Below are 25,296 nucleotides of genomic sequence, written 5' to 3'. Positions count from 1 at the left end.
TCGGGGGTCGACGCCTCCGGGGGGAGGCGTGCAGCACCGGGAAAGGCGCTCGGCTCTGTGGGGATTCGACGACCCGCAGCGGTCGGCCCACGGGCGTACTCGGGACGCAACGGTCCTGCTGAGGAGGACATTCCTGGCCCGCGCGGCCGGGCGTACGGCCGCACGTCGGGTTCAACCGGCCGGCGGGCAGCAGGATTCCGGCGTACGGATGCCGCACGTCACACCCCCGGCGCCGGGCGGGCGGCGTCCCCGGATCGCGCGGATCCGACGGGAATGGGGCGGCGATACCGGACAGACCGGTCAGGTGGTCACAGGCTGCCCAGCAGGTTGGTCACCGTGATTTCGATGACCACCCGGTCGGGATTCGGGCGGGGGGTCCGGTAACGCTCGGCGTACCGGCGCTCGGCCTCGGCCACGGCCGGCCGGTCGGCACGCACGACGGCCCGGCCCTCGATGGTCAGCCAACGTCGACCGTCGACGTGGCAGACGGCCACCGGGGCACCCCCGGGGCCGGCGGCGGCCACGTGCCGCGCCTTGCGGGACGCGCCGCCGGTGATCACCCGGGCCAGGCCGGCCGCCGCGTCGAAGGTGACCCCCACCGGTACGACGTGCGGGGTGCCGTCCGGGCGCAGGGTGGTCAACGTGGCCAGGTGCCGTTCCCGGCAGAACGCCACGACCCGCTCGTCGTGGGGCGCCAACCGATGGTCGCCGGGCATGTCGGTCCCCTGTCTCGGTGCGGCAGCGATCATGGCACGTGGCGTCGGCCCCGGGCGGGGTCGGCCGGCACGTCGGGTGCGCCGGTCAGCGGTCGGTCCGCGGCGCGCCGCTGCCGGACCAGCCGGCCGAGGTAGAGCAGCGCGCCGGTCAGCACCGCCATGTCGTCCAGGTAGATGGGGTCGGGAAGCAGGTCGATCGGCAGGACGGTGTAGAGCAGCGCGCCGTAGAAGGCGACCTTGCCGCTCACCCCGAGCGTGCCGAGCAGCCGGCGGGTGCGGATCACGCGGACGGCCAGCACCACCGCGCCGACCAACGTGACGACCGCCACGACGCCGACGACGACCCACGCTTCCCTGGACACACCGTCACGCTAGCCCAGCGGGACCGGTTGCGCCCCGTCGCCGGTCAGTACGCGGGGACCGCCGCCCGGCCCCGGGCGACCGACGGCACGTCGCGGCCGGTCAGCACCGGGAACTCCCGGGTCTGCTCCGCCGTACCGGCGCCCTCGATCAGTGGCAGCAGCGACGGCGACTCCTCGGTGTGGGGGCTGACCGCCGCGAACGCCTCGTCCCGCAGGCTGCGCGCCGCCTCGGCGGCGGTCTCGGCGGCCCGCCACGCGGCCTGCTCCCGCTCCCGGGCCGCCCGCTGCCGGGCGAGCAGGTTGTCCCGTACCGCCCGGCGCAGGACGAGTTCCTGCTCGACCGGGTGCAGCCGCGGGTCCCAGCCGTCGCGGTGCGCGAAGACGTCGCTGAGCTGCTCCACCGACAGTTCCTTGCGCCAGTACGCGTCGAGGGCGGCCCGGTGCAGGAAGCGCTCGCGCTCCGCGTACTCGGCGGGCGTCCGGACGGTACGCGGCAGGGGCATCGCCTCGGCGACCGCCAGCCGACGGACGTCCGCCTCGGCGGCCTCGTACGCCTGCCAGGCCGCCTCGACCTCCTCCTGCGCGGCCAGCCACTCGGCCCGCAACCGGGCGGCGGTGGTGGCGGCCCGTTCCGCGGCGACCGAGACCTCCCCGGCGTACCGGGAGCGCTCGCGCTCCTCCTCGGCCCGTTCCAACTCGCTCGGCATCGCGGCGCGCCGGATCCGGGAACCGGCGTCGAACGTGAGCCGGCCGGGACGCAGCAGCAGGCCGGCCACGGTGACGGCGACGACGCCGAGCAGGCTCAGCCAGATCACGGCGGCCCGGGGCACGTCGAGCAGGACGGAGGAGAACACGTTTTGCATGGTCAGCACCTCGCGGTCGATCGAGGGGAATCGACAGGGTCTGTGCCCGGCGTACGGGCGGGTGGGTATCGGGCGCGCGTGCGGGGCGTACCGCGGCGGTGGCCGATCCGGCGGCGGACCGTGACGGGGCGGCGGGCGACCGGGCCGGTGACGTGGCGACCGGAGCAGGGGAGCGGGTCGGAGGGACCCGTTGTCGCGCGGCGACGGTCCGTCGCGGGCGGCGCCCCTGGCTGTTCAGCCGGTGGCCGACGGTCAGGCGGCGGGCGGACCGCGCCGGGCGGGGTCGCCCCGGCCGGGGTCGCGGGCGGGGCCGTCCGGGCGGGCCACCGGGGCGGCGGAGGTGTCGGACGAGCCGGCGACGCTCCGCGGCGCCGGTGCGGCGGCGGCACCGCTGACCTGCTCCGCCAAAGGCTCCCGGCGCGGCAGCGCGAGCCGGGAGTCGGCGGCCGGAACGGCGGCGGTAACAGCGGCCGGGCCGGTGGCGAACGGTGCCGGGGCCGGTGCGGCGGCGGCACCGAGGCCCACGGCGAGCACGAGCGCGGCGACCGCCAGTCGGGTCAGCTCGCGCAGGGAGCGCAGCGTGACCGACCAGAACGGGTCGACGGACGCTGCGGACGGCACGTGTCCAACCTATCGCCCGCGCCCGGCGCGTGCATCACGGCGACGGCCCGGGAGCGGGTGACCGCCGCCACGATGTCCGAAATGGATCGTCCGGCCGGGACAGCCCCGGACGTGCGACGGCCCACCCGGTGGTACGCCCGCCGGGTGGGCCGTCGTCGTGCGGTGGTGGGTCAGCCGTCGGTGCCGAGCACGGGCGGAGCGGCGGCTGCGCCGTCGCCCCAGACCATGTCGTCCTCCGTCAACCAGGTCAGCCGGCCGTCGGTGTCGTCGTCGTGCGCTCCCTGGCTGCCGCCCAGGACGCCGGGGCGCCCCGCGGTGCCGCGTGCGCGTCCCGCCGCGTTGGCCGCCCGGTCGCCCTGCCGTGAACCGTCCCGCGCGCTGTCGAAGCGCCGGCCCATTCCGGTGGCGGACCGGTTGTCGGCCACCGGGCTGCCGCCGGCGGCGCGGACCGCGGAGGTCGGCGCGTTGCCGCTCGCGGCGAGGGCACCGGTGCCGAGCACCCCTCCGGCCGGGCCGCCCTGCGGGCCGAACTGCATGCCGGGCCCGCCGGCCGAGGCCGTCGAGGTGCCGCCCAGCCCGGCGGGACCCGTGGTGGCGGTCGCGCCGGTCAGCAGCGTGGCACCGGCGAGGGAGGTGCCGACCGCGACGCCGCCCGGAGCGCCGGGGACGGCGCTGCCGGAGCCGCCGCCCGGGTGCCCGCCGCCGACGGTGCCCGGCGTGGCCGTCCCGGCGCCGCCGCCACCCGGCCCCGAACTCGGCCCGGCAGGGGCCGCGACGGTGACGCCGCCCGGCTGCCCGGCGAGGCCGGAGGCGGTCGGCGCGGCCGTCGGCGTGGTGGCGCCCGGGCCGCTGCGCGGGGTCGTCGAGGAGTCGCGGCTGGTCAGGCCGGGGGTGTCCGGGTGCGGCGGCGGCGGCGCGACGAGCCGGCCGTAGGCGGAGAGGTCGTAGCCGGCGGCCAACTCGGCCACCACGTTGACCATCCGCTGGTGCGCCTTCTCCTGCTCGGCCTTGTCCTGCTGGTGACCCAGCAGCCCGCCGACCACGATGCCCGGCACGCCGAACACGGCACCCTTGGCCGCGCCGGAGAGCGCCTGGTCGTGGTCGTCGGTCTCGGCCGGGCTCTCCGCCTGCGCGCGGGCGGTGCGCAGCTCGCCGGCCATCAGGGTCAGGCCCCGGCTCACGTCCGCCATGCCCTCGCCGAGCTTGTCGGCGTAGTCGGTGACGAGCGTCAACCGCCGCTGGAACTCCTGCGAGGCCGAACCCGTCCAGGTGTTGGCGAGCTTGTCGAGGTCGCCGCTGAGCTCGCGGGACAGCCCGTCGAGCATGCCCTTGAGCGCCGTCCACTGCGCGGCGACGCCGTCGATCTGGCCCGGCTGACCGGCCATGACGCCGTCGTAGAGCTGCTGGTGGCTGACGTGCTGGTAGCGCTGGGTGTATTCAGACACGCGGTTCCTCCTTCCGCTTCAACGCGTCGTCCACCCCGTTCAGCGCGGCGGCGATGTCGGCGGAGTTGGCCGCGTTGCGCTCCTCGGCGGTGCGGTAGTTGGCCAGGATCGTCGCGGTGGCGCTCTGCGCCGCCTTCACCGCGGCACGCAACCGGTCGACCTGGTCCACGTAGGACTGGTGGATCTCGGAGTAGCGGCGGGAGTTCTCGGTGGCGTCGGCGAACGAGCCCAGCGCCGGGGGCCGGCACTGCATCTCGGTGCTCAGCTTCCGCAACGCCTTCTCCGCCTCGGTCAGCCGGTTGGCCAACTTCTGGTGGAAGTCTTCCAGGGACAGCAGGTCGACTGTCGTGCGCCCGGTCATGGCAGCATCCCCGTACGTCATTCGTCGATAACCGTTGGCGAGGCTCAGGTTAGTCGACCGGCGCGACGCGGGCGACCCGCTACCGGTGTCGATCCGTCACGTGCGGAACCCGGCCCCCCGGTCGCGGCCGGGGCCGACCTCAGCCGTCCGCTCCCGGGCTGGCGGACGACGCGTCCGGCGAGGCCGGCGCCTCCGACTCCGGATTCCCGGAGGGCGTCACCGGCGCGCCGGACCGCTCCGGCGCGGGGCTGTCCGTCGGCTTCGCCGTGCCGCCCGTCGGCTTCGCCGGGGCCGACGGCGCGGGGCCGGGCGCGAAGTGGGAGAGCGCGGCGTCCCGCGAGAGGGTGGGCCCCGTGGGCACGAGGGCCAGCAGCGACGCGGGTACGGCCAACGGGGTGACCCCCTCGTAGCCCAGCGCCGACATCGCGCCGACGCCGAGCGGGTAGCGGACGCCCTGGGCGCTGATCAGATAAACGGTGGCGCCCGGGGCGGCCGTACCGCTCTCGCCGGCGCCGGGGGTGGCCTGCACGAGCACGCCCTTGCCGCCGGGCAGCAGCACACCCTCGGCGGTCCGTACGCCGTCGCGCGCGCTCTGCCGCACCGGAACGCCGCCGGGCTCGGCCAGTTCCGCCGGCACGCGGTCGAAGACCTCCAGGGTGGTGGTGGGCGGCCCACCGTCGGCGCCCGCCCGGTAGGTCGCGCAGACCGCCGTCCGGCCGGCGGTGACCGGGTGCAGCGCGGGCAGGGCCTGCGGCATCCCGGCCTCCTCCGCCCGCTGGTCGGTCAGCAGCTTGCCGGCCTGCGCCGGGGTGATGTCGGTGACCTGGCCGCCGTCGCGCAGCAGCAGCAGCGCGCTGATCTCGCCGATCGCGGAGAGGCCCTCCCGGGTGAGCACGTAGTGCTGGCCCGCCGCCCGGAAGACCTGACCGACCTTGGCCGGGCGCTCGGTCAGGGTGCTGGCATCGTCCTCGCCCGCGATCGCCGGCTTGCGCAGGACGGGCCCGGCCGGCACGGCGTTGAGCAACTGCTGTCCCACGGGCAGGCGGGGCGCGTTGGCCATCCGTAGCGCGGCCAGCGCGGAGTCGCCGCCGGTCACCTGCAACCGGGTGTCGCCGGTGAGCAGGTGCCGCTGGCCGTCGGCCTCCACCAGCACGGCCCGGTCGCCGAGCGGCGCGCCGCCGGGCAGCGGGCGGTCGATCACCACCCGGGTGCCGGAGCGGCGGGGATCGGCCGGGTCCGGGACGTCGCAGACCGACCAGGGCAGGCCCGTCAGGGACTTGCGGTCCGGCAGCGCGTCGGGGGCGCCGACGATGCCGACCGTACGGCCCCGGGGCCGGTCCCGGATCGACGCCTGGGACATCGTGCGCACCTGCGGGGCCGGCTCGTTGATGATCAGCCGGGCCGAGGCGTAGTTGAGGGTCGGATGCAGCTTGCCGTCGACGAAGACGTACGTCGCCCCGGTCTCCCGCTCGATCACCAGGGTGTTCGGCTCCAGCGGGGCCTTGTTGCCGGTGAACTGCCCGTACGCGCCCACGCCGCCGAGCACCACGGCCGCGGCGATCACGCTGCCGAAGACCGCCATGCCGAGCCGCCGCATCGGCAGGTTGCTGGTCTCGGGGTCGCCCGACAGCAGCGCCGAGACGATCCGGCGGGTGACGAAGCGGTACGCCTGCACCTGGTCGCGGCGGGTCCGCATGACTTACCTCCGGCGGGGGTGGGTCCGCGACGAGCAGGTCCGAGTCGGTGTCGCGGGCTTCCCTACGATAAGGGGCCGTCGACGGGTCACCGGGACCAGCGCCCGACCCGATCCGGCGGACGCTCCGCCGTCCAGAAAGGACTGTCAGCGATGACGCAGGTTCAGGCGCCACCCGGTCGTCCGGCACCGCAGCCGTCCGGCGTCGCCGGGCGGCCGGTCGTTGCGGCCGACCGGCGCGACCGTGGTCGGATCGGCCCCGTCGCCGTGGGGCAGCTCGTCGTGCTGGAGCTCTGCGCCCTGGCCGTCTGGGCGGCGCTGGGCGGCCCCGTCTGGCTCGCCGCCACCGTCGGAGTGCTGTCGCTGGCGGTGGCGGTCGCCGTCTTCGCCCGTCGCGGTGGCCGCTGGTGGTACGAGGACCTGCTGCTGCGCCGCCGGCTGCGGCGGCGTCGGGAGGCGGCCAGGAGCACCGTCGCGGCGGGCGGCGGGGCCGACCCGAGGCTGGCCGCCCTTGCCCCCGAGCTGACCGTGACGGAGCTCACCGACCGCGGCACCCGGCTCGGCATCGGGCAGGACGCGCAGGGCTGGTTCGCGGCGGTGGCGTTGCAGGGCCGCGCCGGGGCGCCCGCCGGATCGGTCGAGGCGGCGGTGCTGGACCGGGCGCTGCGCGTACTCGCCGACTTCACCGGCCCGGTCACCCGCGCCCAGGTGGTGTCGCACACCCTGGTCTGGTATCCGGCGCCGGGCGCGCCCCCGGCGGCCCACCGGACGGTCTGGCTGGCGCTGCGGCTCTCCGTACGCGACGCCCGCGTCGAGACCGTCAGCCGGGGCGGCGGCATGCCCGGCGTGCACCGCACGCTGGCCGCCGGGATCGGCCGGCTGGGCAAGGCGCTGACCGCGGCCGGGCTCGACCACCGGCCGCTCAGCCGTGACGAGCTGCGCGCGGCGGTGGTCTCGGCGGCCGGGCTGGACCTGGCGCCGACGCCCCCGGCGGAGACCTGGACCGGGCTGCGCGGCGGCGGCTGGACCCAGCGCTGCCTGGTGCTGCGGCCCCGGGCCGACGCGCCCTTCGGCCCGCTGGTGGACGCGGTGACGGCGACGTCCGCCCCGTCGCACACCCTGGCCGTCGTGGTGCTGCCCGGTGGGCGCGTCGCCCCGCCGATGCTGCGGGTGGCGGCGCTCGACGACCACGTGGAGGCGCTGGTCAAGGCGGTGCGGGAGGTGGCGCGCCGGTCGGGCGCCCCGGCCCGCCCCGTGGACGGCCAGCACGGCCCCGGCGTCTACGCCACCGCCCCGGCGGCCACCACCGTGACGACCCTGCACCCGACCGGCTGAGCGCGCGGGCGGGTCAGGGGCGGAGGTTGACGATCCAGCCGTAGAGGCCGACGACCCAGACGGCCAGCGGGACCAGCGCGATGATCAGCATGATCTCCACGATGTCGAGCAGCCGGCCCCAGACCGGGGAGATCCGCTTGCCGGCCACGGTGAGCCCGTAGATCAGGCTCACCACGGCCGCGAGCACCAGGCCGCCCAGGATCAGGCCGAGGCGTACGGCCGTCGAGCCGTTGCCGAACGTGGCGGCGGCGGTCAGGCCGAGCCCCGCGGTGCCGGCGAACAGGACCGGGGTGCGCTGGGCGCGGCCCAGGAACGGCCGGGCCCGCAGCAGCGACAGCAGGGCCAGCACGAGGCAGAGCAGCACCGCCGGCAGGCTGCCGTGCAGCGCGAGCACCACCTGGGCGCCGAGTACCAGCAGCGACACCGTCCAGAGCAGGCCGGTCAGGAACTCGTCGGCGCGCTCGCTGAGCTGGAGCACCTGCCGGCCGTCCACCGACTCGGTGTCGGTCTTCAGATCGTCGGGCCCGGTCGGGATGGACGGCACCGGCAGCCGGGCCAGCCGGTACGCCGCCATCGGCAACGCCGGCACCGCGCCGAACGCGATCGCGGCGACCACCGCGGCGGCGGCCGGCGCGTCGGTGTCGAAGGCCAGGCTGACCAGCGCGCCGAGGCCGGTGGCGGCGCCGACCGCGACCGCGCCGAAGAAGAGCGGAAGCCGGTCGCCGACGGCCAGCGCGGCCACCGCCGCGCAGACCACCACCGCCGTGGCGGCGAGGAGCACGTGCGGCGCCGCCAGCTCCGTCAGCGGGCGGTCGCCGGCGAGCAGCAGCAGGCCGCCGACCCCCGCGTACGCCAGGCCGACGACGCCCAGCACCGACCCGGTCGCGCTGTCGGCGGCGGCCCGGGACAACACGGCGGCGGTGACCACCAGGGCGACCGCGACCACCAGCGCGGCCAGCGCGCCCGGCAGGTGCGGCGGACCGGTGAACAGCGCCGCCAGCGCGCCGGCGCCGAGCGCCGCGGCGGCGAAGAGCACCGCGAAGGAGCGGGTGGTGCCGACCTGCCAGGCGCCCGGGCGCTGGTTGGTGGCGGTGGCCACGGCGTCGACCACGTCGTCGAAGACGATCTCCGGCGCGGTGGCCGAGCGGGGGTTGAAGTAGAGCACCTCACCGTCGCGGATGCCGAGCTGCGTGGCGGTACGGCCGCCGTCCAGCGGCTGGCCGCCGAGCCGGGCCAGGCTCCAGCCGCCGTGCCGCACCCCCTCGTCGGCCAGGTCCTCACCCGCGTAACGGAGCAGGGTCGGCAGCAGGTCGGCGAGCGGTACGTCCGACGGCAGCGCGAGGTCCATCCGGGTGCGGGGCGCCACGATGGTGATCCGGCTCAGGCCGCCGGTCGCCGTCTTCGTCGCCACAGTGGCCTCCTCGCGCTCTCTACGATCACCCCTGGCCGGCGGCGCCGACGCACGGGTTCCTGACGCCCACGGGAGATTACCTACGATGGCGGGCACGTACGATGCCCACCCGACGACTCCGGTCGCTCGCCGAACTTCATCAGGGCCGCTTCTGGGAGGAGACAGCCGTGAGCACGGTGGTGTTCCGCCGGCTCCCGCGTCAGCCGGGGCCAGCGCTGCCGCGAGGCGAGGTGCTGCTGGAGTCGCCTCCGGAGCTGCCCGAGCCGACCCCGCGCGGGATGGGGCAGCTGCTGATGATCCTGCCGATGGTCTGCGGCGTGGGCGCCATGGCGTTCCTCTACGCCGGCCGGGGCGGCGGCACGATGACCTACATCGCCGGCGGCCTCTTCGGCGTCTCGATGCTGGGCATGGCGATCGGATCGCTCAGCCACGGCAACAACGACAAGGCCGAGCTGAACGCCGACCGGCGCGACTACATGCGCTACCTGGCCCAGATGCGCAAGCGCACCCGGCGCGCCGCCGAGCAGCAGCGGGCGGCCATGGCCTGGCGGCACCCGGAGCCGGACGCGCTCTGGTCGATCGCCGCCTCCCGGCGGCTGTGGGAGCGGCGGATCACCGAGGACGACTTCGGCGAGACCCGGATCGCCACCGGCCCGCAGCGCCTCGCCGTGGAGATCGTCCCGCCGGAGACCAAGCCGGTCGAGGACCTGGAGCCGATGAGCGCCATCGCGCTGCGTCGCTTCGTACGCGCCCACTCGAGCGTGCCGGACCTGCCGACCGCGCTCTCCGTGCGGGCGTTCAGCCGGGTGGTGCTGCGCGGCGACCGGGAGCCGGTGCTCGACCTGACCCGGGCCGCGCTCGGTCAGCTCGCCACCTTCCACGCCCCGGACGACATGGTCGTCGCGATCGTCGCCGCACCGGACCGGCAGCCGTCCTGGGACTGGGTGAAGTGGCTGCCGCACAACCACCACAGCGCCCGGACCGACGCGGCGGGCGCCCGCCGGATGGTCTTCGCGAGCCTCGCCGAGGCGGAGGAGGCGCTCGCCGGTGAGCTGGCCGGCCGGCCCCGCTTCGCCCCCGAGGCGAAGCCGCTGACCACCGCTCCGCACCTGGTCGTGGTTGTCGACGGCGGCGAGGTCTCGGCGGCGTGCCAGCTCATGGGGCCGGGGCTGCTCGGCGCGACCGTGATCGACCTGTCCGGCACCGTGCCCCGCGACGCCGGCCGTTGGCTGCTCTGCCTCGACGTCGGCGACGGCAGCGCCCTCGAACTCGTCCGGGGCACCTCCTCGTCGCGGCTCGGCCGGCCGGACCGGCTCACCGAGGCCGCCGCCGAGGGACTGGCCCGGCAGATCGCCCCCTTCCGGCTGTCACAGCAGCAGACCACGTCGGAGGAGCCGCTGGCCAAGAGCATGGAGCTGCCGGACCTGCTCGGCGTCGGCGACGCCGCCGCCGTCGACGTGCAGCAGACCTGGCGCCCGCGCAGCCACCGCGACCGGCTGCGAATCCCGCTCGGCGTCGGGCCGGACGGCAACGTGGTCGAGCTGGACTTCAAGGAGTCCGCGCACGAGGGCATGGGCCCGCACGGCCTGATCATCGGCGCGACCGGTTCCGGCAAGAGCGAGCTGCTGCGTACGATCGTCGGCGCGCTGGCCGTGACGCACTCCTCCGAGGAACTCAACTTCGTCTTGGTCGACTTCAAGGGCGGCGCCACCTTCGCCTCGCTGGACGCGCTGCCGCACACCAGCGCGGTGATCACCAACCTGGCGGACGAGCTGCCGCTGGTCGACCGCATGAAGGACGCGCTGGCCGGCGAGATGACCCGCCGCCAGGAGGTGCTGCGGGCCGCCGGCAACTACGTCTCGCGCTACGACTACGAGAAGGCCCGGGCCGCCGGCGAGCCGCTGGACCCGATGCCCAGCCTGCTCATCATCTGCGACGAGTTCAGCGAGCTGCTCGCCGCGAAGCCCGACTTCATCGACCTCTTCGTGATGATCGGCCGGCTGGGGCGGTCGCTCGGCGTGCACCTGCTGCTGGCCAGCCAGCGGCTGGAGGAGGGCAAGCTGCGCGGCCTGGACACCCACCTGTCGTACCGGATCGGTCTGCGCACCTTCTCGGCGGTGGAGAGCCGGATCGTGCTCGGCGTGCCGGACGCGTACGAGCTGCCCAACGCCCCCGGCCACGGCTACCTGAAGACCGACACCAGCACCATGCTGCGGTTCCGGGCCGCGTACGTGTCCGGGCCGTACCGCGCCCCGGGGCAGGCCGCCGCCTCGTCGCGGGCGCTGGTGCAGCGCCGGATCGTGCGGTACGGGGTGGACTTCGTACCCGTGCAGAACCCGACCCTGCCGGTGCCGGACGCGCCCGAGCCGGAGCAGCCCGCCGACGGCAAGGTCGTGGCGATGCTGGACGTGCTCATCGACCGGCTCAAGGGGCGGGGCCGCCCGGCGCACCAGGTCTGGCTGCCGCCGCTGGCGGAGCCGCCGGGCCTCGGCGAGCTGCTGCCGCCGCTGAGCGTCGATGCGAGGTTCGGCCTCTGCACCGCCTCCTGGGGTGGTCGCGGGCGGCTGGCCGCCCCGGTGGGCATCGTGGACCGGCCGTACGAGCAGCGCCGTGACCCGATGCTCGTGGACCTGGCCGGCGCCGGCGGCAACGTGGTGATCGTCGGTGCCTCGCTCAGCGGCAAGAGCACGATGCTGCGCTCCATGCTCGCGTCGCTGGCGCTCACCCACACCCCGCGCGAGGTGCAGTTCTTCTGCCTCGACTTCGGCGGCGGCGCGCTGCGCAGCCTGGACGGGCTGCCGCACACGGCCGGCGTGGCCGGGCGGCGGGACACCGAGGCCGTACGCCGCACGGTGGCCGAGGTGGTGGCCGTCCTGGACGAGCGGGAGAACCGGTTCGCCCAGCACGGCATCGACTCGGTGGCCAGCTACCGCCGGCGCCGGGCGGCCGGGGAGTTCGCCGACGACCCGTTCGGCGACGTCTTCCTCGTCGTCGACGGCTGGAACACCCTGCGCCAGGAGTACGAGGAGCTGGAGCAGACCATCACCACCCTGGCCAACCGTGGCCTGGGCTTCGGCGTGCACGTGGTGCTGACCGCCGTACGGTGGGCGGAGATCCGCATCAACATGCGGGACCTGCTCGGCACGAAGCTGGAGCTGCGTCTCGGCGACCCCAACGAGTCGGAGATCGACCGGCGGGCGGCGGCGAACGTGCCGACCGGCTCGCCCGGGCGCGGCCTGACCCGCGACAAGCTGCACTTCCTGACCGCCATCTCCCGGATCGACGGCCGGCGCGACATCGACGACCTGACCGAGGCGTCGATCGCCCTGTCCCGGCACGTCGCCGAGGCGTGGAAGGGCCAGCCGGCGCCTAAGGTGCGGCTGCTGCCGCGCCGGCTGCCCCTCGGCGAGCTGGCCCGGGTCGTCGACCGGTCGGCGCCGGGCCTGCCGATCGGCGTCAACGAGTCGGCGTTGGCGCCGGTCTACCTCGACCTCGTCAACGAGCCGCACCTGACGGTCTTCGGCGACGCCGAATGCGGCAAGACCAACCTGCTGCGGCTGATCGCGCGGGGCATCACGGAGCGGTACAGCCCCGCGCAGGCCCGGCTGGTCATCGCCGACTACCGGCGTGGCCTGCTCGGCGCGGTCGAGGGGGACCACCTGCTCGACTACGCGCCGTCGAACCAGGTGTTCGCGCAGGGGCTCGCCTCGATCCGCAGCGCCCTGTCCAACCGGCTGCCCGGCCCGGACGTGACCACCGCGCAGCTGCGCGACCGCAGCTGGTGGAAGGGGCCGGACCTCTACATCCTGGTCGACGACTACGACCTGGTCGCCTCGGGCGGCAGCAACCCGCTCAGCGCCCTGCACGAGCTGCTGCCCCAGGCCCGCGACATCGGCCTGCACCTGATCATCACCCGGCGGGTGGGTGGCGTGGCCCGGGCGCTCTACGAGCCGGTCCTGCAACGCCTGCGGGAACTGGACCAGCCCGGCCTGCTGATGTCCGGCAACCGGGAGGAGGGCGCGGTCTTCGGCACGTTGCGGCCGAGCCCGCAGCCGCCGGGCCGGGGCACGCTGGTGCGCCGACGCGACGGCCAGCAGCTCATCCAGACCGCCTGGGCGGAGCCGTCCTGACGCCCGACCGCCGGGACGGCGCCGTCGGTGGGGCGGTCCGGTGTGACGGCATCCGGTAACCTGCGGCACGAGCGTCGCAGCCGACGAGAGGACCGTTTTGAGCACATCGTGGACGCCCGGCGGCATGGGCGGGGCCGGCCTCGAGGGCATCCTGCGTCAGGCGCAGGAGCAGCAGCGCCGGCTCGCGGACTTCCAGCGGCAGCGCGCCGAGCTGCGGGTCGTCGGGGAGAGCCCCGACGGCATGGTCCAGGTGACCGTCGACGGTGACATGAAGGTCGGCGACATCGAGATCAACGCCCGGGCGATGCGCCTGGACAGCTTCAGCCTGGCCGAGTCGCTCCAGGCCGCCATCGACGCCGCCTACGAGGCGCACGCCGAACGGCAGCGCGAGCTGCTGGAGGAGATGCTCGGCGGCGCCGACCTGGTCCGACGGGCCGAGGCGGGCAAGGTCACCCCGGAGGAGTGGTTCCAGCAGTTCGGGGTGGACCTCAACGACCCGCTGCGCCGGCTGCGCGGCTGACGAGAGGAGAGGGCCCAGTGGCCAACACCGTCGACGTCGACGCCATCCGCAAGGCCGGGCAGAAGCTCGCGGCCGCCGACGGCCCGATGGCCTACCTGCGCAACGCGCAGCGGGCGCTGGAGGGCGTCAAGCTGTCGGGCATGTCCATGACGCTGCTCGGCCTGTCCGCCGTCAGCGCGCACAACGATGCCGTCGACGGCCACCTCGACAATCTGCGCACCGGCGTCGAGCACCTGGAGCGGGCCGCCGCCAACCTCGAACAGAGCGCGCTCAACTGGGAGAAGTCGGACCAGCCCTGGGTGGTCAAGTGACCTCGCGGGCGCGGGACGCAGGGAGGGCTCGATGCCGGAGATCCTGATCGCGAATTCCTCGGGCTCGGTGGTGGGGACGCACAGCGTCGCCGCGCAGACCGCGCCCGTGCGCTCGCTGGCCGGCGCGGCCCGGGCCAACTGGGTGTGGCTCGTCGGCGCCGCGTTCCTGACGGCCGCCATCATCCACCTCGAGACGTTCGACAACGACGAGGTCAACCAGTCCATCAAGGAGTGGGGCGACGCCGCCCGCTTCCTCGGCGGCGACCAGTTCGGCGCGGCGCTGGAGAGCGTGATCCCCTCCAGCGAGGAGTGGAACTTCGAGGACCGGGACGCGTTCGACGCCTTCGTGCAGAAGCTGAACGCCGAGATCGGGGCGCTCGCGGAGGCGCTCAACGCCAACAAGGACGCGTTGACCGCCGTACGCGACCACTTCAACGCCTCGATCGACGCACTGGTCGGCGCGTTGGTGCCGATCCTCATCGCGGTCATCGCGGCCGTCGCCCTCCAGGCGTTCCCGGCGACCGCGCCACTGGCGCAGGCGATCGGGGTCGCCGGCCTCACCGCCACCGCGGCGATCCTCGGGCTCATCTTCACGGACATCGGGGCGCTGTTCTCCACGGTGGCGTCGGCGTTCCGCGGTAACAGCCAGTACAACTTCGTCTCGGACTCGCGGCCGGGCTGGGCGACCGGGAACGCGGACCCCGACATCCAGGACATCCAGATCGACTGGGTGCAGGACCCGGCCTTCTACCGGGCCTGAGCTTCCGACCGGGAGGTGGGCGGCACCGTGTGGCAGAGCATGTTGTTCGTGTACGCGCTGGCGACCATCCCGGCCTTCATCGTCCTGGGTCTGGTCGCGCAGCTCTCCCGCTCGCGGCTGGCCCGCCGGGCGATGGAGATCGTCCTGCTCAGTGGGGTGGCGGCGTTCGGGCTGGCCCTCGGCACCCTCGCCGACGACGCGGTGCAGTGGGTGCTCGTATCGATCCTCGCCTTCCTCTTCGTGGTCGGATTGGTGCTGCACGTCCGCTCGTACTCCCGTTCCGCATAGGCGGGACGGGCCGCTCCGGCATCAGTTGGGCAACCGCTCAGGGCAGGGCTGCGGGGTATGGACACCGTCCGCTACGGTCTTGACTGAGTGTCCGTCGGTGGGGTGATTGCCTTGCGGCGGGGGAGGGACGCGGCGACTGCGCCGCCACAAGATGACGGAAGGGTGTGAAGCATGGCGTTCGAGGTCGAAGCAGCGACTCTGCATACCGCCGCGGGTGACGTGCGCTCCACGCGCAGCGATGTCGACGGCGAGCTGAAGAAGCTGTGGAACGTGGTCGACGACCTGGCCATCGCCTGGAAGGGGCAGGCGTCCACCGGCTTCCAGTCGCTGATGCAGCGCTGGAACGAGGACACGGCCAAGCTGCTGACGGCGATGGACAACATCGCCGACCTGCTCGACAAGTCGGGTACGACGCACCAGGTCAACGACGAAGAGCAGCAGCAGATGCTGGACAAGTTCCACTCTGCACTCAACCCGTGATCCGCCGACACGAGCAGGGGAGGAACAGATGAGCATCAAGGTCGACTACGCGGTCCTCGAGAGCAGCAACCAGCAGATGATGGCCATCTCGAAGACCATCGACGAGAAGCTGGACACGCTGCGTTCGATGCTGTCCAAGCTCCAGTGGGACGGTGAGGACCGTGCCGCGTACGAGCAGCACCAGGCGCAGTGGGACGCCGCCGTCCGGGACATCAACAAGATCCTGAACGACATCGGTGGCGCCGTGGGCATCGCTCGCGAGAACTACGTCAGCACCGAGATGAGCAACGCCAAGGCGTGGAACTGACACAATCGCCGACGCGGCTCCGGTCCGGTTCGACCGGGCCGGAGCCGCGTCGCGTTGTGCGTCGATAGGTCCTGGGAGAATCATGCGTGCGGGCAAGCCTTCGCGATCCAAGCTCCGGCTGGCCGTCGCGGCGTTGACGGTGGTCGTCGGCGCCGGCACCGGTCCACTGGCCGCACCGGCCCCGGCGCGCGCCGACACGGTACGCGGCCTCCAGTGGTACCTCGACGAGCTGAAGATCCCGCAGGCCCACAAGCTCACCAAGGGCAAGGGCGTCACCGTCGCGGTCATCGACACCGGGGTCAACCCCGACCTGCCGGACCTGCGCGGCCAGGTCCTGCCGGGCAAGGGCGTCACGTCCGGCACGGCGGCCGACGGTCGCCGCGACGACGACACCAGGAAGGCCCACGGCTCGGCGATGGCCGGGATCATCGCGTCCCGGGGCGGTGGCGTGATGCGGCACCTGGGCATCGCCCCGGAGGCGAAGATCCTGCCCGTCGCGATGGGCAACTCCTTCGACTCGGCAGACCTCTCGGCGGGTATCCGTTGGGCGGCCGACGCCGGTGCCGACGTCATCAACATGTCCGTCGGGACGGGCACGACCGCGACCCCCGACGAGATCGCCGCCGTCCGCTACGCCCTGGACAAGAACGTGGTGCTGATCGCGTCGGCCGGCAACCGGCTGCAGAACGACCGCGTCGTCACCAGCCCCGCGAACATCCCCGGTGTCGTCGCCGTGACCGGGCTGGCGAAGAACGGCGAGTTCTTCGCGCAGAGCGCCACCGGTCGGGAGGCCGTGCTCGCCGCGCCGATGCAGGAGATCATCTCGCCCCGGTCCACGTCGGTCTCGTCCAACGGTTACGGCATCGGCAGCGGCACGAGCGACGCCGCCGCCATCACGTCCGGCGTGGCGGCGCTGGTCCGCGCGAAGTACCCGGACCTCGACGCGGCCAACGTGGTCAACCGGCTCATCCGCACCGCCCGGGACAAGGGCCCGGACGGCCGCGACAGCCAGTACGGCTTCGGCGCGATCGATCCGCTCGCCGCGCTGACCCGCACCGTGCCGGCGGTGGACGCGCACCCGCTGCTCGCCGGCGCCCCGGACGCCGCGGCCCCGTCCGCCGGCGCGGCCACGCCGCAGCAGGACGACGGGCCGGCGGTGTCGATCAGCATGAAGAAGGACACGGGCGCGCTGGTCCAGGGGGCCCTCTGCCTGCTCGTGCCCGTCGCGCTGCTGGTCCTCGTGATCGTGCTGGTACGCCGGTCCCGTCGAAAGGCAGCCGTCGCCCGGCCCGGCGCGCCCGGCTATCCGCCGCCCGGCGGCGTGCCCGGCTACCCGCCTGCCGGCGGCGCGCCCGGCTACCCGCCGCCCGGCGGAGCGCCCGGCTACCCGCCGCCTGCCGGGCCGCCCGGCTATCCGCCGCCCGGGGCACCGCAGGCCGGTCCGCCCGGCTACCCGCCGCCGCCCGGTCACCCGCAGTCCGGCGGCGCGCCGGGGGGCCCGCACGGCAACCCGCAGTTCGGCACGCCCGGTCATCCGCCGCCCGGCGGCGTACCCACGGGCATGCCCGCACCACCCCAGGCGGGGCCCCCGCCCGGGTACGGCCCGACGCCCACCGGCGGACACCCGTACGGTGCGCCGCCGGCATCCCAGGCCGGTGCCTGGCCGCCGCCCGGCACCGCGCCGACGGCACCCCCACCCCCGCCGGCTCCCGGCGGGCAGCAGCAGTAAGCCACATTGTCAGTCGGCGACGGGGAGGAACCGATGACGGACGACCGGACGAGCCCACAGGTGGACAGGACGGAGCAGCCGGACGAGATCCGGGTGGACACTCCGTACATGCCCATCACCCCGCTGGCACCCACCGTGCACATCAGCGGCATCACGATGGACAACGTCAACCGGGCGCAGACGCCCTCCGGCCTGGTGCCGGGGGCGAGCGAGAGCGGCGACAACACCGAGTGGGACGCGTCCAGCCTGGACAAGGCCATCGAGTGGTTGGAGTCGCACGCCTCGTTTCTCAACAAGCAGTCGTACACGATGGTCGAGATCCAGGACCGGATGGGCGGCGCGGCGGCGTCGGGCGGCATGAACGGCGTCGGCGGCGGGGCGACGAGCCCGCTCGGCGCCTTCGACCGGGCGGGCGACCTGGCCCGCAAGCACGGCAGCCTCTTCACCACCACTCAGCAGAGCGTCCGCAAGCTCGCCGAGGACCTCTACCAGGCCGCCAACGCGCTGCGCGAGGTCAAGGAGAACTACGAGACGGCGGAGAAGGCGAACGCCATGTCCGCCGCCGAGATGGAGCGCGCCTTCAGCCAAGCCGCCACCAACGGATCCAACGGCTGAACGGGAGGGTGACAGGATGCCGAGCTGGGAAGAGATGTGCCAGCAGATCGTCGTCGCGGGCAGGCCGGGCGACGTCACCAGCGCCGCGCTGGGCTGGGAGCAGCTGCTGAAGAACCTGAACTCCGTCAAGGAGAGCCTGGAGACGAACGTCGCCGATCTCGGTGAGGTGTGGAAGGGCCCGGCGTACGAGTCCTTCAAGACCCACATCAAGCAGATCGCCACGGACACGGGCCGGGTCGTCGACGACGCCGAGAAGCACAACGGCATCGTCCAGTCGCTGAAGACCGCCGCCGATAAGCTGAGCGCCGCGCAGGCCGAGTTCCCCATCCCCGCGAGCTGCGTCAACGACGTGCTGGAGGCGCGCAACGGCCGGCTCGTGATCGACACGGGCCTCTTCGAGATGAAGGTCAAGCCCGACTTCCTGGGCCTGCTCGACCCGCTCACCTCGCTCGCGGACTGGATCAACGACAAGTCCGAGGAAGCCGCCAAGGTCTACAACCAGGTCAGCGGCGACTACGTGACCATCGACTCGGGCACGCCCGGGCAGACCACGCCGGGCACCACCCAGTCGCCGGACGTGCAGACCCCGGACCTCGGCGCCGGCCCCGGCGCCGGCAGCACCGGCGGCGTACCCGGCATGGGCGGGATGCCCTCGACCGGTGGCGTGCCGGGCGGCGGCATGCCGTCACTCAGCGGTGCCGGTGTGCCCGAAACCGGGACCACCGGGATCGGCTCCACCGCCCACCCCGGCCTGACCGGCGGCGGCTACACGCCGGGCACCGGCTACACCCCGAGCACCGGGGGCTACCCGCCGAACACCGGCAGCCTCGGCGAGAACTACGGCAGTGGGCTGGCCGGCGCGGGCACCCCGGCCGTCTCGGGCCTCGGCGGGGCCGGTGGCGGCGGCCTGCCCGGCACCTCCGGGCTCGGCGCCGGTGGCGGGCTTGGTTCCGGTGGCGGCGGCCTGGGCGGCGGGGGCGTGATCCCGGGCGGCGGCTCGCTCGGCCGGCCGGTGAGCCCCAACATGGGTCCGATGATGGGCGGCGGCGCGGCCGGCGCCGGACGCAACGGCGGTCGGGGCGGCGGCAAGCTCGGTGCCGGCGGCAAGCTGGGCGCGGGCGGCATGGCGCCGATGATGGGCGGCGGTGCGGCCGGTGGGGCCGGCCGTGGCGGCGGGCGCGCGGGTGCCGCCGGTGCCGGCGTCAAGGGCGCCGGCGCGGGGGCCCGGGGCGTCGGTGGCATGGCCGGTATGGGCGGCGCCGGCTACGGCGACGAGGAGACCGCACGCAACACCTGGCTGGAGGAGGACGAGGACGTCTGGGGCGCCGACGGCGGCGGTACGCCGGGCATCCTGCGCTGACGCTGACGCTGACGCTGACGCTGACGCTGACGCTGACGCTGACGCTGACGCTGACGCGCGGAGCGCCGTCCACCGCACGGTGGGCGGCGCTCCGCTCTGTCCGGGTGCCCGTGCGGCGCCCGCCGACAACCGAGGTGCGCCGGAACCTGGGGCGTGGCAGGCGTACGAGTCACGGTATTCATGCGAGGGGACTACACCGCCGGCCGTCGAGGTCCGGCGCGGCCAGTCACGGTTCATGGAACAGACCCGTAGTCCGGGCCCACCCTCGCAGCGGGGTGGGGAAGGGACGTCAGCCGGTCGTGGCGTCCACTCCGGAGGGGCGACGGCCCGGGCGCCAGCCCCGGCGCCGCCCGCGGATCAGGATCGGCTTGACGGACAGCAGCAACCCGGCGACGAGCGCGCCCACGGCGGCGACCCAGACCGCGACGGTGCCCTGCCAGGCGAGCGGATCCTCGGTGGAGGGCGGCGGCGGCATCGCGCCGGCGGGCGGGTCGGTGCGGCTGCCGAGCAGGCTCGCCACCGCCCGGTACGGATTCACCACCCCGTGGCCGACCTCGGCGTTCTTCCCCTCGGGCGGGCTGTCGGCCGTCCGGACCAGCCGGTCGGCGACCTGCTCCGGGCCGAGGTCGGGATGGGCGGCCCGGACCAGCGCGGCCACCCCGGAGACGTACGCGGCGGCGAAGCTGGTGCCGCCCTGCGGCTCGGCCAGGTAGCCCTCGCCCCCGGGGGCCGGACCGAGGATGTTCAGCCCGGGCGCCGCGAGGTCGACGTAGTCCCCGCTCACCGAGCTGCCGACGTGGCCACCCTCCTCGTCCACGCCGGCGACCGCGATCACGCCCGGGTAGGCGGCCGGGTACGCGGGCATGTCCTGCTGGTTCTCCTGGCGGTTGCCAGCGGCGGCGACCACGACCACCCCCTCGTCGAGGGCGTAGCGGACGGCGTCGGCGAGTTCCTTCCGGTCCAGGGTCACCAGCGACAGGTTGATGACGTCGGCGCCGTTCTGCACGGACCACCGGATCGCCGTGGCGATCTGCCCCGGCAGACCTTCGTCGACGGTGGTCCGGGTGTCGGGTAGGACGCGTACCGGAAGGATCCTGGCCTGCGGCGCGATGCCGCTGAACGACGTGCCGGCGGCCTCCTTCCCGGCGATGATGCCGGCGACGATGGTGCCGTGCCCGGCCAGGTCGCAGCGGCCCTGCTGCTGCGGCAGCCCGTTGAAGTCCCGGCCCACCCTGACCTGGCCCTTGAGCGCGGGATGGGTGGCGGAGACGCCGGAGTCGATGACCGCCACCGTGACGCCGGCGCCCCGGGAGATCCGCCAGGCCGACGAGGGTTCGAGTCGCTTCAGCGGCCACGGCGTCTCGGCGGGGGCGGCGACGCCGGGGGGCCCGCAGCGGGGGAGGGCCGCGGAGGCGGGCGACGGAACGACCACGGCGGTGCCGAGCAGGACCGCGGCCGCTCCACGCAGGACCGCGCGGGCACCGCGCCCGGGTCGGCGGGCCCGCTCGGTCCCGCCCGGTCGGAAACTCTCGCGCACGCGGTGAGATTACCGCCGGGGGCCGCAGGCGCGCGCTGCCGCCTCCGGGCACGGCACTGACGTCGGCCTTGCCGGACCGGAGCGTCCCGCATGGGCGGGGGCGGCGCGGGTCGGGAGGGTGGGCGGTCGGGACGGTCGGTGGCGGTCGGGGTGGGCGCCGCCGTCAGGGGCCCTCGGCGGGCTCGACCGGCTCCTGCTCGTCGGTGAAGAGGGCGAGCAGGGCGCCGACCTGCCGGTCCGCTTCGGCGGGGTGCCGGAACCGGCCGGCGGGGTTGAGCGTGTACTCGTTGCGCCGGCCGACCCGGGTGCGGTTGAGGTAACCGCCGGCCTCCAGGTCGGCGACGATCGCCTGGGCGGCCCGTTCGGTGACGCCCACCTCGTCGGCGACATCGCGGAGCCGGGCGGTGGGGTTGCGGGCGATGGCGAGCAGCACGTGCCCGTGGTTGGTGAGGAACGTCCAGTTACGGGTGCTCCCGTTCTCCCCAGTCGTCGCCATGCCCGCCATCGTATGGCCCCTCCCGCGTGCCCGCCGCGCGCCCTCGCGCGCTGGCCGACGCGCGAGCGCGTGAACCGCCGGCCGGCTGGCGTAATGAGCGCGCCGACGAACATATGAAATGGATATCACGCATACCTTGACGTACCTTGCAGTGCGTGTGACCGTGGTGGCAGCCCGCGTCCAGCGTCGGCCCGGGTGACCAGGCCGTTCACGTCAGGGAGCGAGGTGTGGGATGAGTCGTCCCGGATCGCCAGGCAGTCAACCGGGCCCGGAGCGGACGCTTTCGGTGTCGACCACGGGCACCGCCCCGGCCGACGCCGGCACCGCCCCGGTCGTCCCCGGGAGTCCCGAGCAGGCGCTCGCCGAGCTGCACGCGGGCAACCGGCGGTTCGTGACCGGCGCGCCGCGCCACCCCAACCAGGACGCCGGGCACCGCGCCGCGGTCGCCGACGGGCAGCACCCCTTCGCGGTGATCGTCGGCTGCTCCGACTCCCGCCTCGCGGCCGAGATCATCTTCGACCGTGGCCTGGGTGACCTCTTCGTGGTCCGCACCGCCGGGCACACCATCGGCCCCGAGGTGCTGGGCAGCGTCGAGTACGCCGTCACCGTCCTGGGCACGCCCCTGGTGGTGGTGCTCGGGCACGACTCCTGCGGGGCCGTCCAGGCGGCGCGCGCGGCGGACGCCACCGGCACCTCGCCGGTCGGACATCTCTGCGCCGTGGTGGACGCCGTGGTGCCCAGTCTGCGGCGGGCCGCCGCCGAGGGCGTGGAGGACATCGACGGGATCGTCGACATCCACATCGCGCACACCGTCGAGGCGATGCTGGACCGTTCCGCCGTCCTTGCCGCGGAGGTGGCCGCCGGCCGCTGCGGGGTGGTCGGCATGTCGTACCGGCTGACCGCCGGCGAGGTGCGGACGGTGGCCGCCGTGCCCGCCCGTACGGTCGACGCGCCGGAGCCGGCCGCCAGCGCCGCCTGATCCTCCCGCCGACCCGTCCCGACCGGTCGTCGTCGGGCCGCACGACGACACAGGGCCGCTCCCGCGTCCGGCGGGGGCGGCCCTGTGTCGGTCCCGGCTTCGCCGGCCCGTGGGCGGGCGGCTAGAGCAGTGACACGTGCACGTGGTCGGTGTGGTTCGACGGGCCGCTGTAGGAACTCCAGCCCGTCGCCGGGAACCAGATCTGCCGGTTCCAGATCACGTAGTAGATGCCGAGCCGGTCGGCGTTGCGGACCAGGAACGCGGTCAGGTTGTTGCCGTACATGTAGGTGTCGTCGTTGTGCCAGGGAGAGAAGCCGCTCCTCTGCAACGACCAGTCGCAGGCCCGGCCCTTCGGATGCTCGTACGGCCCGCCGGAGCGGTAACAGCCGACGAACCGGTTGAAGCCGACCCGCTTGACCTCCTTGTACATGTGCAGCGTGCGCGCGGTGATGCAGCCGGAGGTGGTGGGGTCGTCCTCGGTGCACCCCAGGGGCTTCCAGTCGCCGTCGGCCGTACGTCCCGGCGCGATCTTCGCCACCGGCGAGGTGGCGACCACCTTGCCACTGGTCAGACCCCTGCCGCCGACCAGCGCGAGTGCCTTCTCCGCCTCCCGCTTGCCGCGCGCCATCTCGTTCGTCAGCTTCTGCTGCTCGCGGACCTCGGCGTCGAGCGCCAGCTTCGCCTGCTCGGCGCGGTTCTTGACCGCGTTCACCTCGGCGAGCTTCTTGGAGTTGACCAGGTTCAGCTCGTCGAGGGCGGCGGCACGCTTGACGAACGAGTCGGGGCTGGCGGTGTCCAGCAGCATCGACACCGCGCCGATCCGTCCCGTCCGGTAGGACTGGGCGGCGATCTGACTGACCTGCGGCGCCAGCGCGTTCAGCTCGGCCTGTGCCCGGTTGACCTCCAGAGCCAGTTCGAGCTGGCGCTTCTTCGACTTCTCCAGCTTCGCCTTGGCCTGCACATAGGACCGGTTGCGGGCCTCGATCAGGTCGTCGAGCAGCTTGGGCTCGTCGTCGCCGTGGCCGGAGGGCTTGGGTGGGGTGGGCGCGGCCACCGCCGGGAGAGGCCCGGCGAAGACCGCCAGGGCGGCGAGTACGGCCACCACGGGCGTCAACCAGCGGCGTAGGGGTGCCGTCACAGTTTTCCCTTCCGTCGACCGCCGACCGGGTTAGCTGACGGGTTCGGGGCGGAAGTGGCCCCTACCGCTGTCGCGGATTCACCCCACGTGCCTGGGTCCCCGGCTCGCCTGGCGGCGATTGGGCGGCGGCACCGCAGGCGCCGCTGCGCGCCTTCGGCGGTGACCGGCAGCGAGGTTACCCGAGAGCACTCCCGGGGATCTACGTCCCTAAGCCGACTAAATGCGTTATTTCGTAATGGCTGACGGTGACCAGTGACGCGTCTATCAGGGCGGGAACCATGATCCGTCACGCAGAGGAGTGTCACCATGCGGTGTCCGTTCTCCTGTTCTGGTCGGGCCATCCGGCGGGGGCGGCGGACGGCGTGTCTCCGCGCGGTCCGCTGAGCGCCTCCAGCGCCTCGGACCGGTCGGCCGCCGGCCGGGGCGTCGGCGCGGGCGCGGCGGCCTCGCGGTCGGTGGGCTCCCCGGCCCGCCGGCCCGCCGTGGTCACCAGGGCCGCCAGGCCGGTGGTCAGCGGCACGGCGGCGATCAGCCCCAGGGTGGCGACCGCGCTGCGGACGATCTCCTGGGCGAGGAACTCGCTGGTGAGAAGCTGGGTCACCGCCCGCGAGTCGGCGGTGAGCAGGAGCAGCACCGGCAGCGAGGCGCCGGCGTACGCCAGCACGATCGTGTTCACCGTCGAGGCGATGTGCGCCCGCCCGACCCGGGTCGCCGCCCGGTAGAGCTGCCTGCGGGACAGTCCCGGGTTGGCGTGCGCCAGTTCGGTGACGGTGGCGGCCTGGGTGACCGTGACGTCGTCGAGCACCCCGAGGGAGCCGATGATGATGCCGGCCAGCAGCAGCCCGTGCAGGTCGACGTCGGCCTGGTACATCGACAGCGTGGTGGCGTCCTCGGAGCCGAAGCCGGTCAGGTGGGCCGCGGCGGTGGCGATGGTGCCGAGGACGCCGGTCAGCACCAGGCTGCCCAACGTGCCGAGTACGGCGACCGAGGTCTGCGCGGTCACGCCGTGGGTCAGGTAGAGCACCACGAACATGATCAGGGCGGCGCCGACGACCGCGACCAGGAGCGGTGGGCTCCCGGCGCTGATGCCGGGCAGCACGAAGGTCAGCAGGATGGCGAAGCTCGCCGCCAGGCCGGCCAGCGCGGCCAGCCCCCGCCACCGCCCGAAGGCGACGATCGCGGCCGCGAAGAGCGCCACCAGCCAGACCAGCGGCTTGCCGCGCTGGTGCTCCGCGATGTTGTAGGAGCTGGCCGTGGGATCGGCGGGGTCGATGAGCTCGACCAGGATGATCTCGTCGTCCACGGCGACGGTCGGCGCACCGGGGCCGGCCGGGACCGGCGTCTGGACCTGCTGGCCGGCGTCGGGGCCGTCCTCGACCCGTACGGTGACGGTGCCGCAGGGGCCCCGCGGGGCGTCGGGGCTGCCCTCCGGCACCTCCGGGGCCGGCGGGCACGGCTCCGTCACCACCCGGGTCACGGTGCCGTGGTAGCGGGGCGGCTCGGTGCCGGCCGCGGGGTCGGGCGCGTCCCACGGCCACAGCACCAGGGCGGCGATCAGCGTGGCGACGAAGAGGGGCACCACCGTCGCGACGAGGATCCGCCGCACCCTGGGCGGGGCGGACGGAGCGGGACGGGTGTGATCGGCGCCCAACGTGTGTCTCCCAACGAGTCCAGGGCGGGGTACGGGCCGGCGGGCCGGTCGGTTCAGCGTCGCCACGGGGGTGGGGCGGGGAACCGCCTCCACGTGGCGGTGTGGTCACGTGCCGTGGTCGTCGGCTCCCGTCCGGCGACGGGTGGTCGGCGCCGTCGCCCGGTGGGGGGCGCGGGGCGGGTGGTGCG

General features: G+C 74.4%; 24 protein-coding genes and 1 riboswitch. Of the genes, 12 read left to right on the top strand and 12 right to left on the bottom strand.

Features of this window, described 5'->3' with window-relative positions:
• Positions 1-308: 308 nt before the first annotated feature.
• From ACTMS2_RS06870 to eccB, 7 genes are all read right to left on the bottom strand, one after another.
• Positions 309-716, bottom strand: a complete 408-nt coding sequence (locus ACTMS2_RS06870) for a pyridoxamine 5'-phosphate oxidase family protein (protein ID WP_441174620.1) — start codon at positions 714-716, stop codon at positions 309-311.
• Between the two features lie 29 nt (positions 717-745).
• On the bottom strand, positions 746-1,078 hold the full coding sequence (locus ACTMS2_RS06865; protein WP_441174619.1) for a DUF1232 domain-containing protein: 333 nt from the start codon (positions 1,076-1,078) through the stop codon (positions 746-748).
• Positions 1,079-1,122: 44 nt separating this feature from the next.
• Positions 1,123-1,941 (bottom strand): hypothetical protein, encoded by an 819-nt coding sequence (locus tag ACTMS2_RS06860; RefSeq protein ID WP_441174618.1) that lies wholly within the window; start codon positions 1,939-1,941, stop codon positions 1,123-1,125.
• A 252-nt stretch (positions 1,942-2,193) separates the two neighbouring features.
• On the bottom strand, positions 2,194-2,562 hold the full coding sequence (locus tag ACTMS2_RS06855; RefSeq protein WP_441174616.1) for a hypothetical protein: 369 nt from the start codon (positions 2,560-2,562) through the stop codon (positions 2,194-2,196).
• A gap of 170 nt (positions 2,563-2,732) precedes the next feature.
• The gene (locus tag ACTMS2_RS06850) at positions 2,733-4,007 is read right to left on the bottom strand and encodes a WXG100 family type VII secretion target (RefSeq protein WP_441174614.1); all 1,275 of its coding nucleotides are present in this window, start codon (positions 4,005-4,007) and stop codon (positions 2,733-2,735) included.
• The gene (locus tag ACTMS2_RS06845; RefSeq protein WP_357716313.1) at positions 4,000-4,368 is read right to left on the bottom strand and encodes a hypothetical protein; all 369 of its coding nucleotides are present in this window, start codon (positions 4,366-4,368) and stop codon (positions 4,000-4,002) included. The genes ACTMS2_RS06850 and ACTMS2_RS06845 overlap by 8 nt, the downstream gene beginning before the upstream one ends.
• Positions 4,369-4,507: 139 nt before the next feature.
• Positions 4,508-6,064 carry a type VII secretion protein EccB gene (gene eccB, locus ACTMS2_RS06840; RefSeq protein ID WP_441174612.1) on the bottom strand — a complete coding sequence of 519 codons (1,557 nt, stop codon included), beginning with the start codon at positions 6,062-6,064 and terminating at the stop codon, positions 4,508-4,510.
• Positions 6,065-6,214: 150 nt separating this feature from the next.
• Between eccB and ACTMS2_RS06835 the strand changes: the two genes are divergently transcribed.
• Complete coding sequence (locus tag ACTMS2_RS06835) at positions 6,215-7,396, top strand: type VII secretion protein EccE (RefSeq protein WP_441174611.1); 1,182 nt, start codon at positions 6,215-6,217, stop codon at positions 7,394-7,396.
• Positions 7,397-7,409: 13 nt separating this feature from the next.
• Here ACTMS2_RS06835 and eccD read toward each other — a convergent pair whose 3' ends face one another.
• Positions 7,410-8,807 (bottom strand): type VII secretion integral membrane protein EccD, encoded by a 1,398-nt coding sequence (gene eccD, locus ACTMS2_RS06830; RefSeq protein ID WP_363620787.1) that lies wholly within the window; start codon positions 8,805-8,807, stop codon positions 7,410-7,412.
• A gap of 167 nt (positions 8,808-8,974) precedes the next feature.
• Here eccD and eccCa point away from each other — a divergent pair, with 167 nt between their 5' ends.
• The 10 genes from eccCa (at position 8,975) to ACTMS2_RS06780 (ending at position 19,307) form a co-directional block, all read left to right on the top strand.
• Positions 8,975-12,937, top strand: a complete 3,963-nt coding sequence (gene eccCa / locus ACTMS2_RS06825; RefSeq protein ID WP_441174610.1) for a type VII secretion protein EccCa — start codon at positions 8,975-8,977, stop codon at positions 12,935-12,937.
• 97 nt (positions 12,938-13,034) lie between these two features.
• The gene (locus ACTMS2_RS06820; protein WP_250100741.1) at positions 13,035-13,457 is read left to right on the top strand and encodes a YbaB/EbfC family nucleoid-associated protein; all 423 of its coding nucleotides are present in this window, start codon (positions 13,035-13,037) and stop codon (positions 13,455-13,457) included.
• Positions 13,458-13,474: 17 nt separating this feature from the next.
• On the top strand, positions 13,475-13,768 hold the full coding sequence (locus ACTMS2_RS06815) for a hypothetical protein (RefSeq protein WP_101413901.1): 294 nt from the start codon (positions 13,475-13,477) through the stop codon (positions 13,766-13,768).
• 31 nt (positions 13,769-13,799) lie between these two features.
• Positions 13,800-14,528 (top strand): hypothetical protein, encoded by a 729-nt coding sequence (locus tag ACTMS2_RS06810; RefSeq protein WP_101413902.1) that lies wholly within the window; start codon positions 13,800-13,802, stop codon positions 14,526-14,528.
• A 39-nt stretch (positions 14,529-14,567) separates the two neighbouring features.
• Positions 14,568-14,816, top strand: a complete 249-nt coding sequence (locus ACTMS2_RS06805) for a hypothetical protein (protein ID WP_441174608.1) — start codon at positions 14,568-14,570, stop codon at positions 14,814-14,816.
• Positions 14,817-14,987: 171 nt separating this feature from the next.
• On the top strand, positions 14,988-15,296 hold the full coding sequence (locus ACTMS2_RS06800) for a WXG100 family type VII secretion target (protein WP_101413904.1): 309 nt from the start codon (positions 14,988-14,990) through the stop codon (positions 15,294-15,296).
• A gap of 28 nt (positions 15,297-15,324) precedes the next feature.
• On the top strand, positions 15,325-15,603 hold the full coding sequence (locus ACTMS2_RS06795; RefSeq protein WP_101413905.1) for a WXG100 family type VII secretion target: 279 nt from the start codon (positions 15,325-15,327) through the stop codon (positions 15,601-15,603).
• Between the two features lie 82 nt (positions 15,604-15,685).
• Positions 15,686-17,332, top strand: a complete 1,647-nt coding sequence (locus ACTMS2_RS06790; RefSeq protein ID WP_441174606.1) for a S8 family serine peptidase — start codon at positions 15,686-15,688, stop codon at positions 17,330-17,332.
• Positions 17,333-17,365: 33 nt separating this feature from the next.
• The gene (locus tag ACTMS2_RS06785) at positions 17,366-17,947 is read left to right on the top strand and encodes a hypothetical protein (protein WP_441174605.1); all 582 of its coding nucleotides are present in this window, start codon (positions 17,366-17,368) and stop codon (positions 17,945-17,947) included.
• A 16-nt stretch (positions 17,948-17,963) separates the two neighbouring features.
• Positions 17,964-19,307 carry a WXG100 family type VII secretion target gene (locus tag ACTMS2_RS06780; protein ID WP_441174604.1) on the top strand — a complete coding sequence of 448 codons (1,344 nt, stop codon included), beginning with the start codon at positions 17,964-17,966 and terminating at the stop codon, positions 19,305-19,307.
• Positions 19,308-19,596: 289 nt separating this feature from the next.
• Here the strand turns inward: ACTMS2_RS06780 and mycP are convergent, their stop codons facing one another.
• Both mycP and ACTMS2_RS06770 read right to left on the bottom strand, forming a co-directional pair.
• Positions 19,597-20,844: a type VII secretion-associated serine protease mycosin gene (gene mycP / locus ACTMS2_RS06775; protein WP_441174603.1), complete on the bottom strand. Its 1,248-nt coding sequence runs from the start codon at positions 20,842-20,844 to the stop codon at positions 19,597-19,599.
• 163 nt (positions 20,845-21,007) lie between these two features.
• Entirely contained in the window at positions 21,008-21,349 is a 342-nt protein-coding gene (locus tag ACTMS2_RS06770; RefSeq protein ID WP_089002277.1) for a helix-turn-helix transcriptional regulator, read from the bottom strand.
• A gap of 223 nt (positions 21,350-21,572) precedes the next feature.
• Between ACTMS2_RS06770 and ACTMS2_RS06765 the strand changes: the two genes are divergently transcribed.
• On the top strand, positions 21,573-22,319 hold the full coding sequence (locus ACTMS2_RS06765) for a carbonic anhydrase (RefSeq protein ID WP_441174602.1): 747 nt from the start codon (positions 21,573-21,575) through the stop codon (positions 22,317-22,319).
• Positions 22,320-22,440: 121 nt separating this feature from the next.
• Here ACTMS2_RS06765 and ACTMS2_RS06760 read toward each other — a convergent pair whose 3' ends face one another.
• Together ACTMS2_RS06760 and ACTMS2_RS06755 are read right to left on the bottom strand one after the other, a co-directional pair.
• A complete protein-coding gene (locus tag ACTMS2_RS06760) occupies positions 22,441-23,457 on the bottom strand; it encodes a coiled-coil domain-containing protein (protein WP_441174601.1) in 1,017 nt (338 codons plus the stop codon).
• Positions 23,458-23,460: 3 nt separating this feature from the next.
• A riboswitch (cyclic di-AMP (ydaO/yuaA leader) is annotated at positions 23,461-23,592 on the bottom strand.
• Between the two features lie 166 nt (positions 23,593-23,758).
• Entirely contained in the window at positions 23,759-25,108 is a 1,350-nt protein-coding gene (locus ACTMS2_RS06755) for a YibE/F family protein (RefSeq protein ID WP_441174600.1), read from the bottom strand.
• Between the last annotated feature and the right edge of the window lie 188 nt (positions 25,109-25,296).

Origin of the sequence: Micromonospora sp. SD12 (assembly GCF_052068495.1) — a bacterium.
In the GTDB taxonomy this organism is placed as follows: Bacteria; Actinomycetota; Actinomycetes; order Mycobacteriales; family Micromonosporaceae; genus Micromonospora; species Micromonospora echinofusca.
This window is presented reverse-complemented; position numbering and strand designations above follow the sequence as displayed.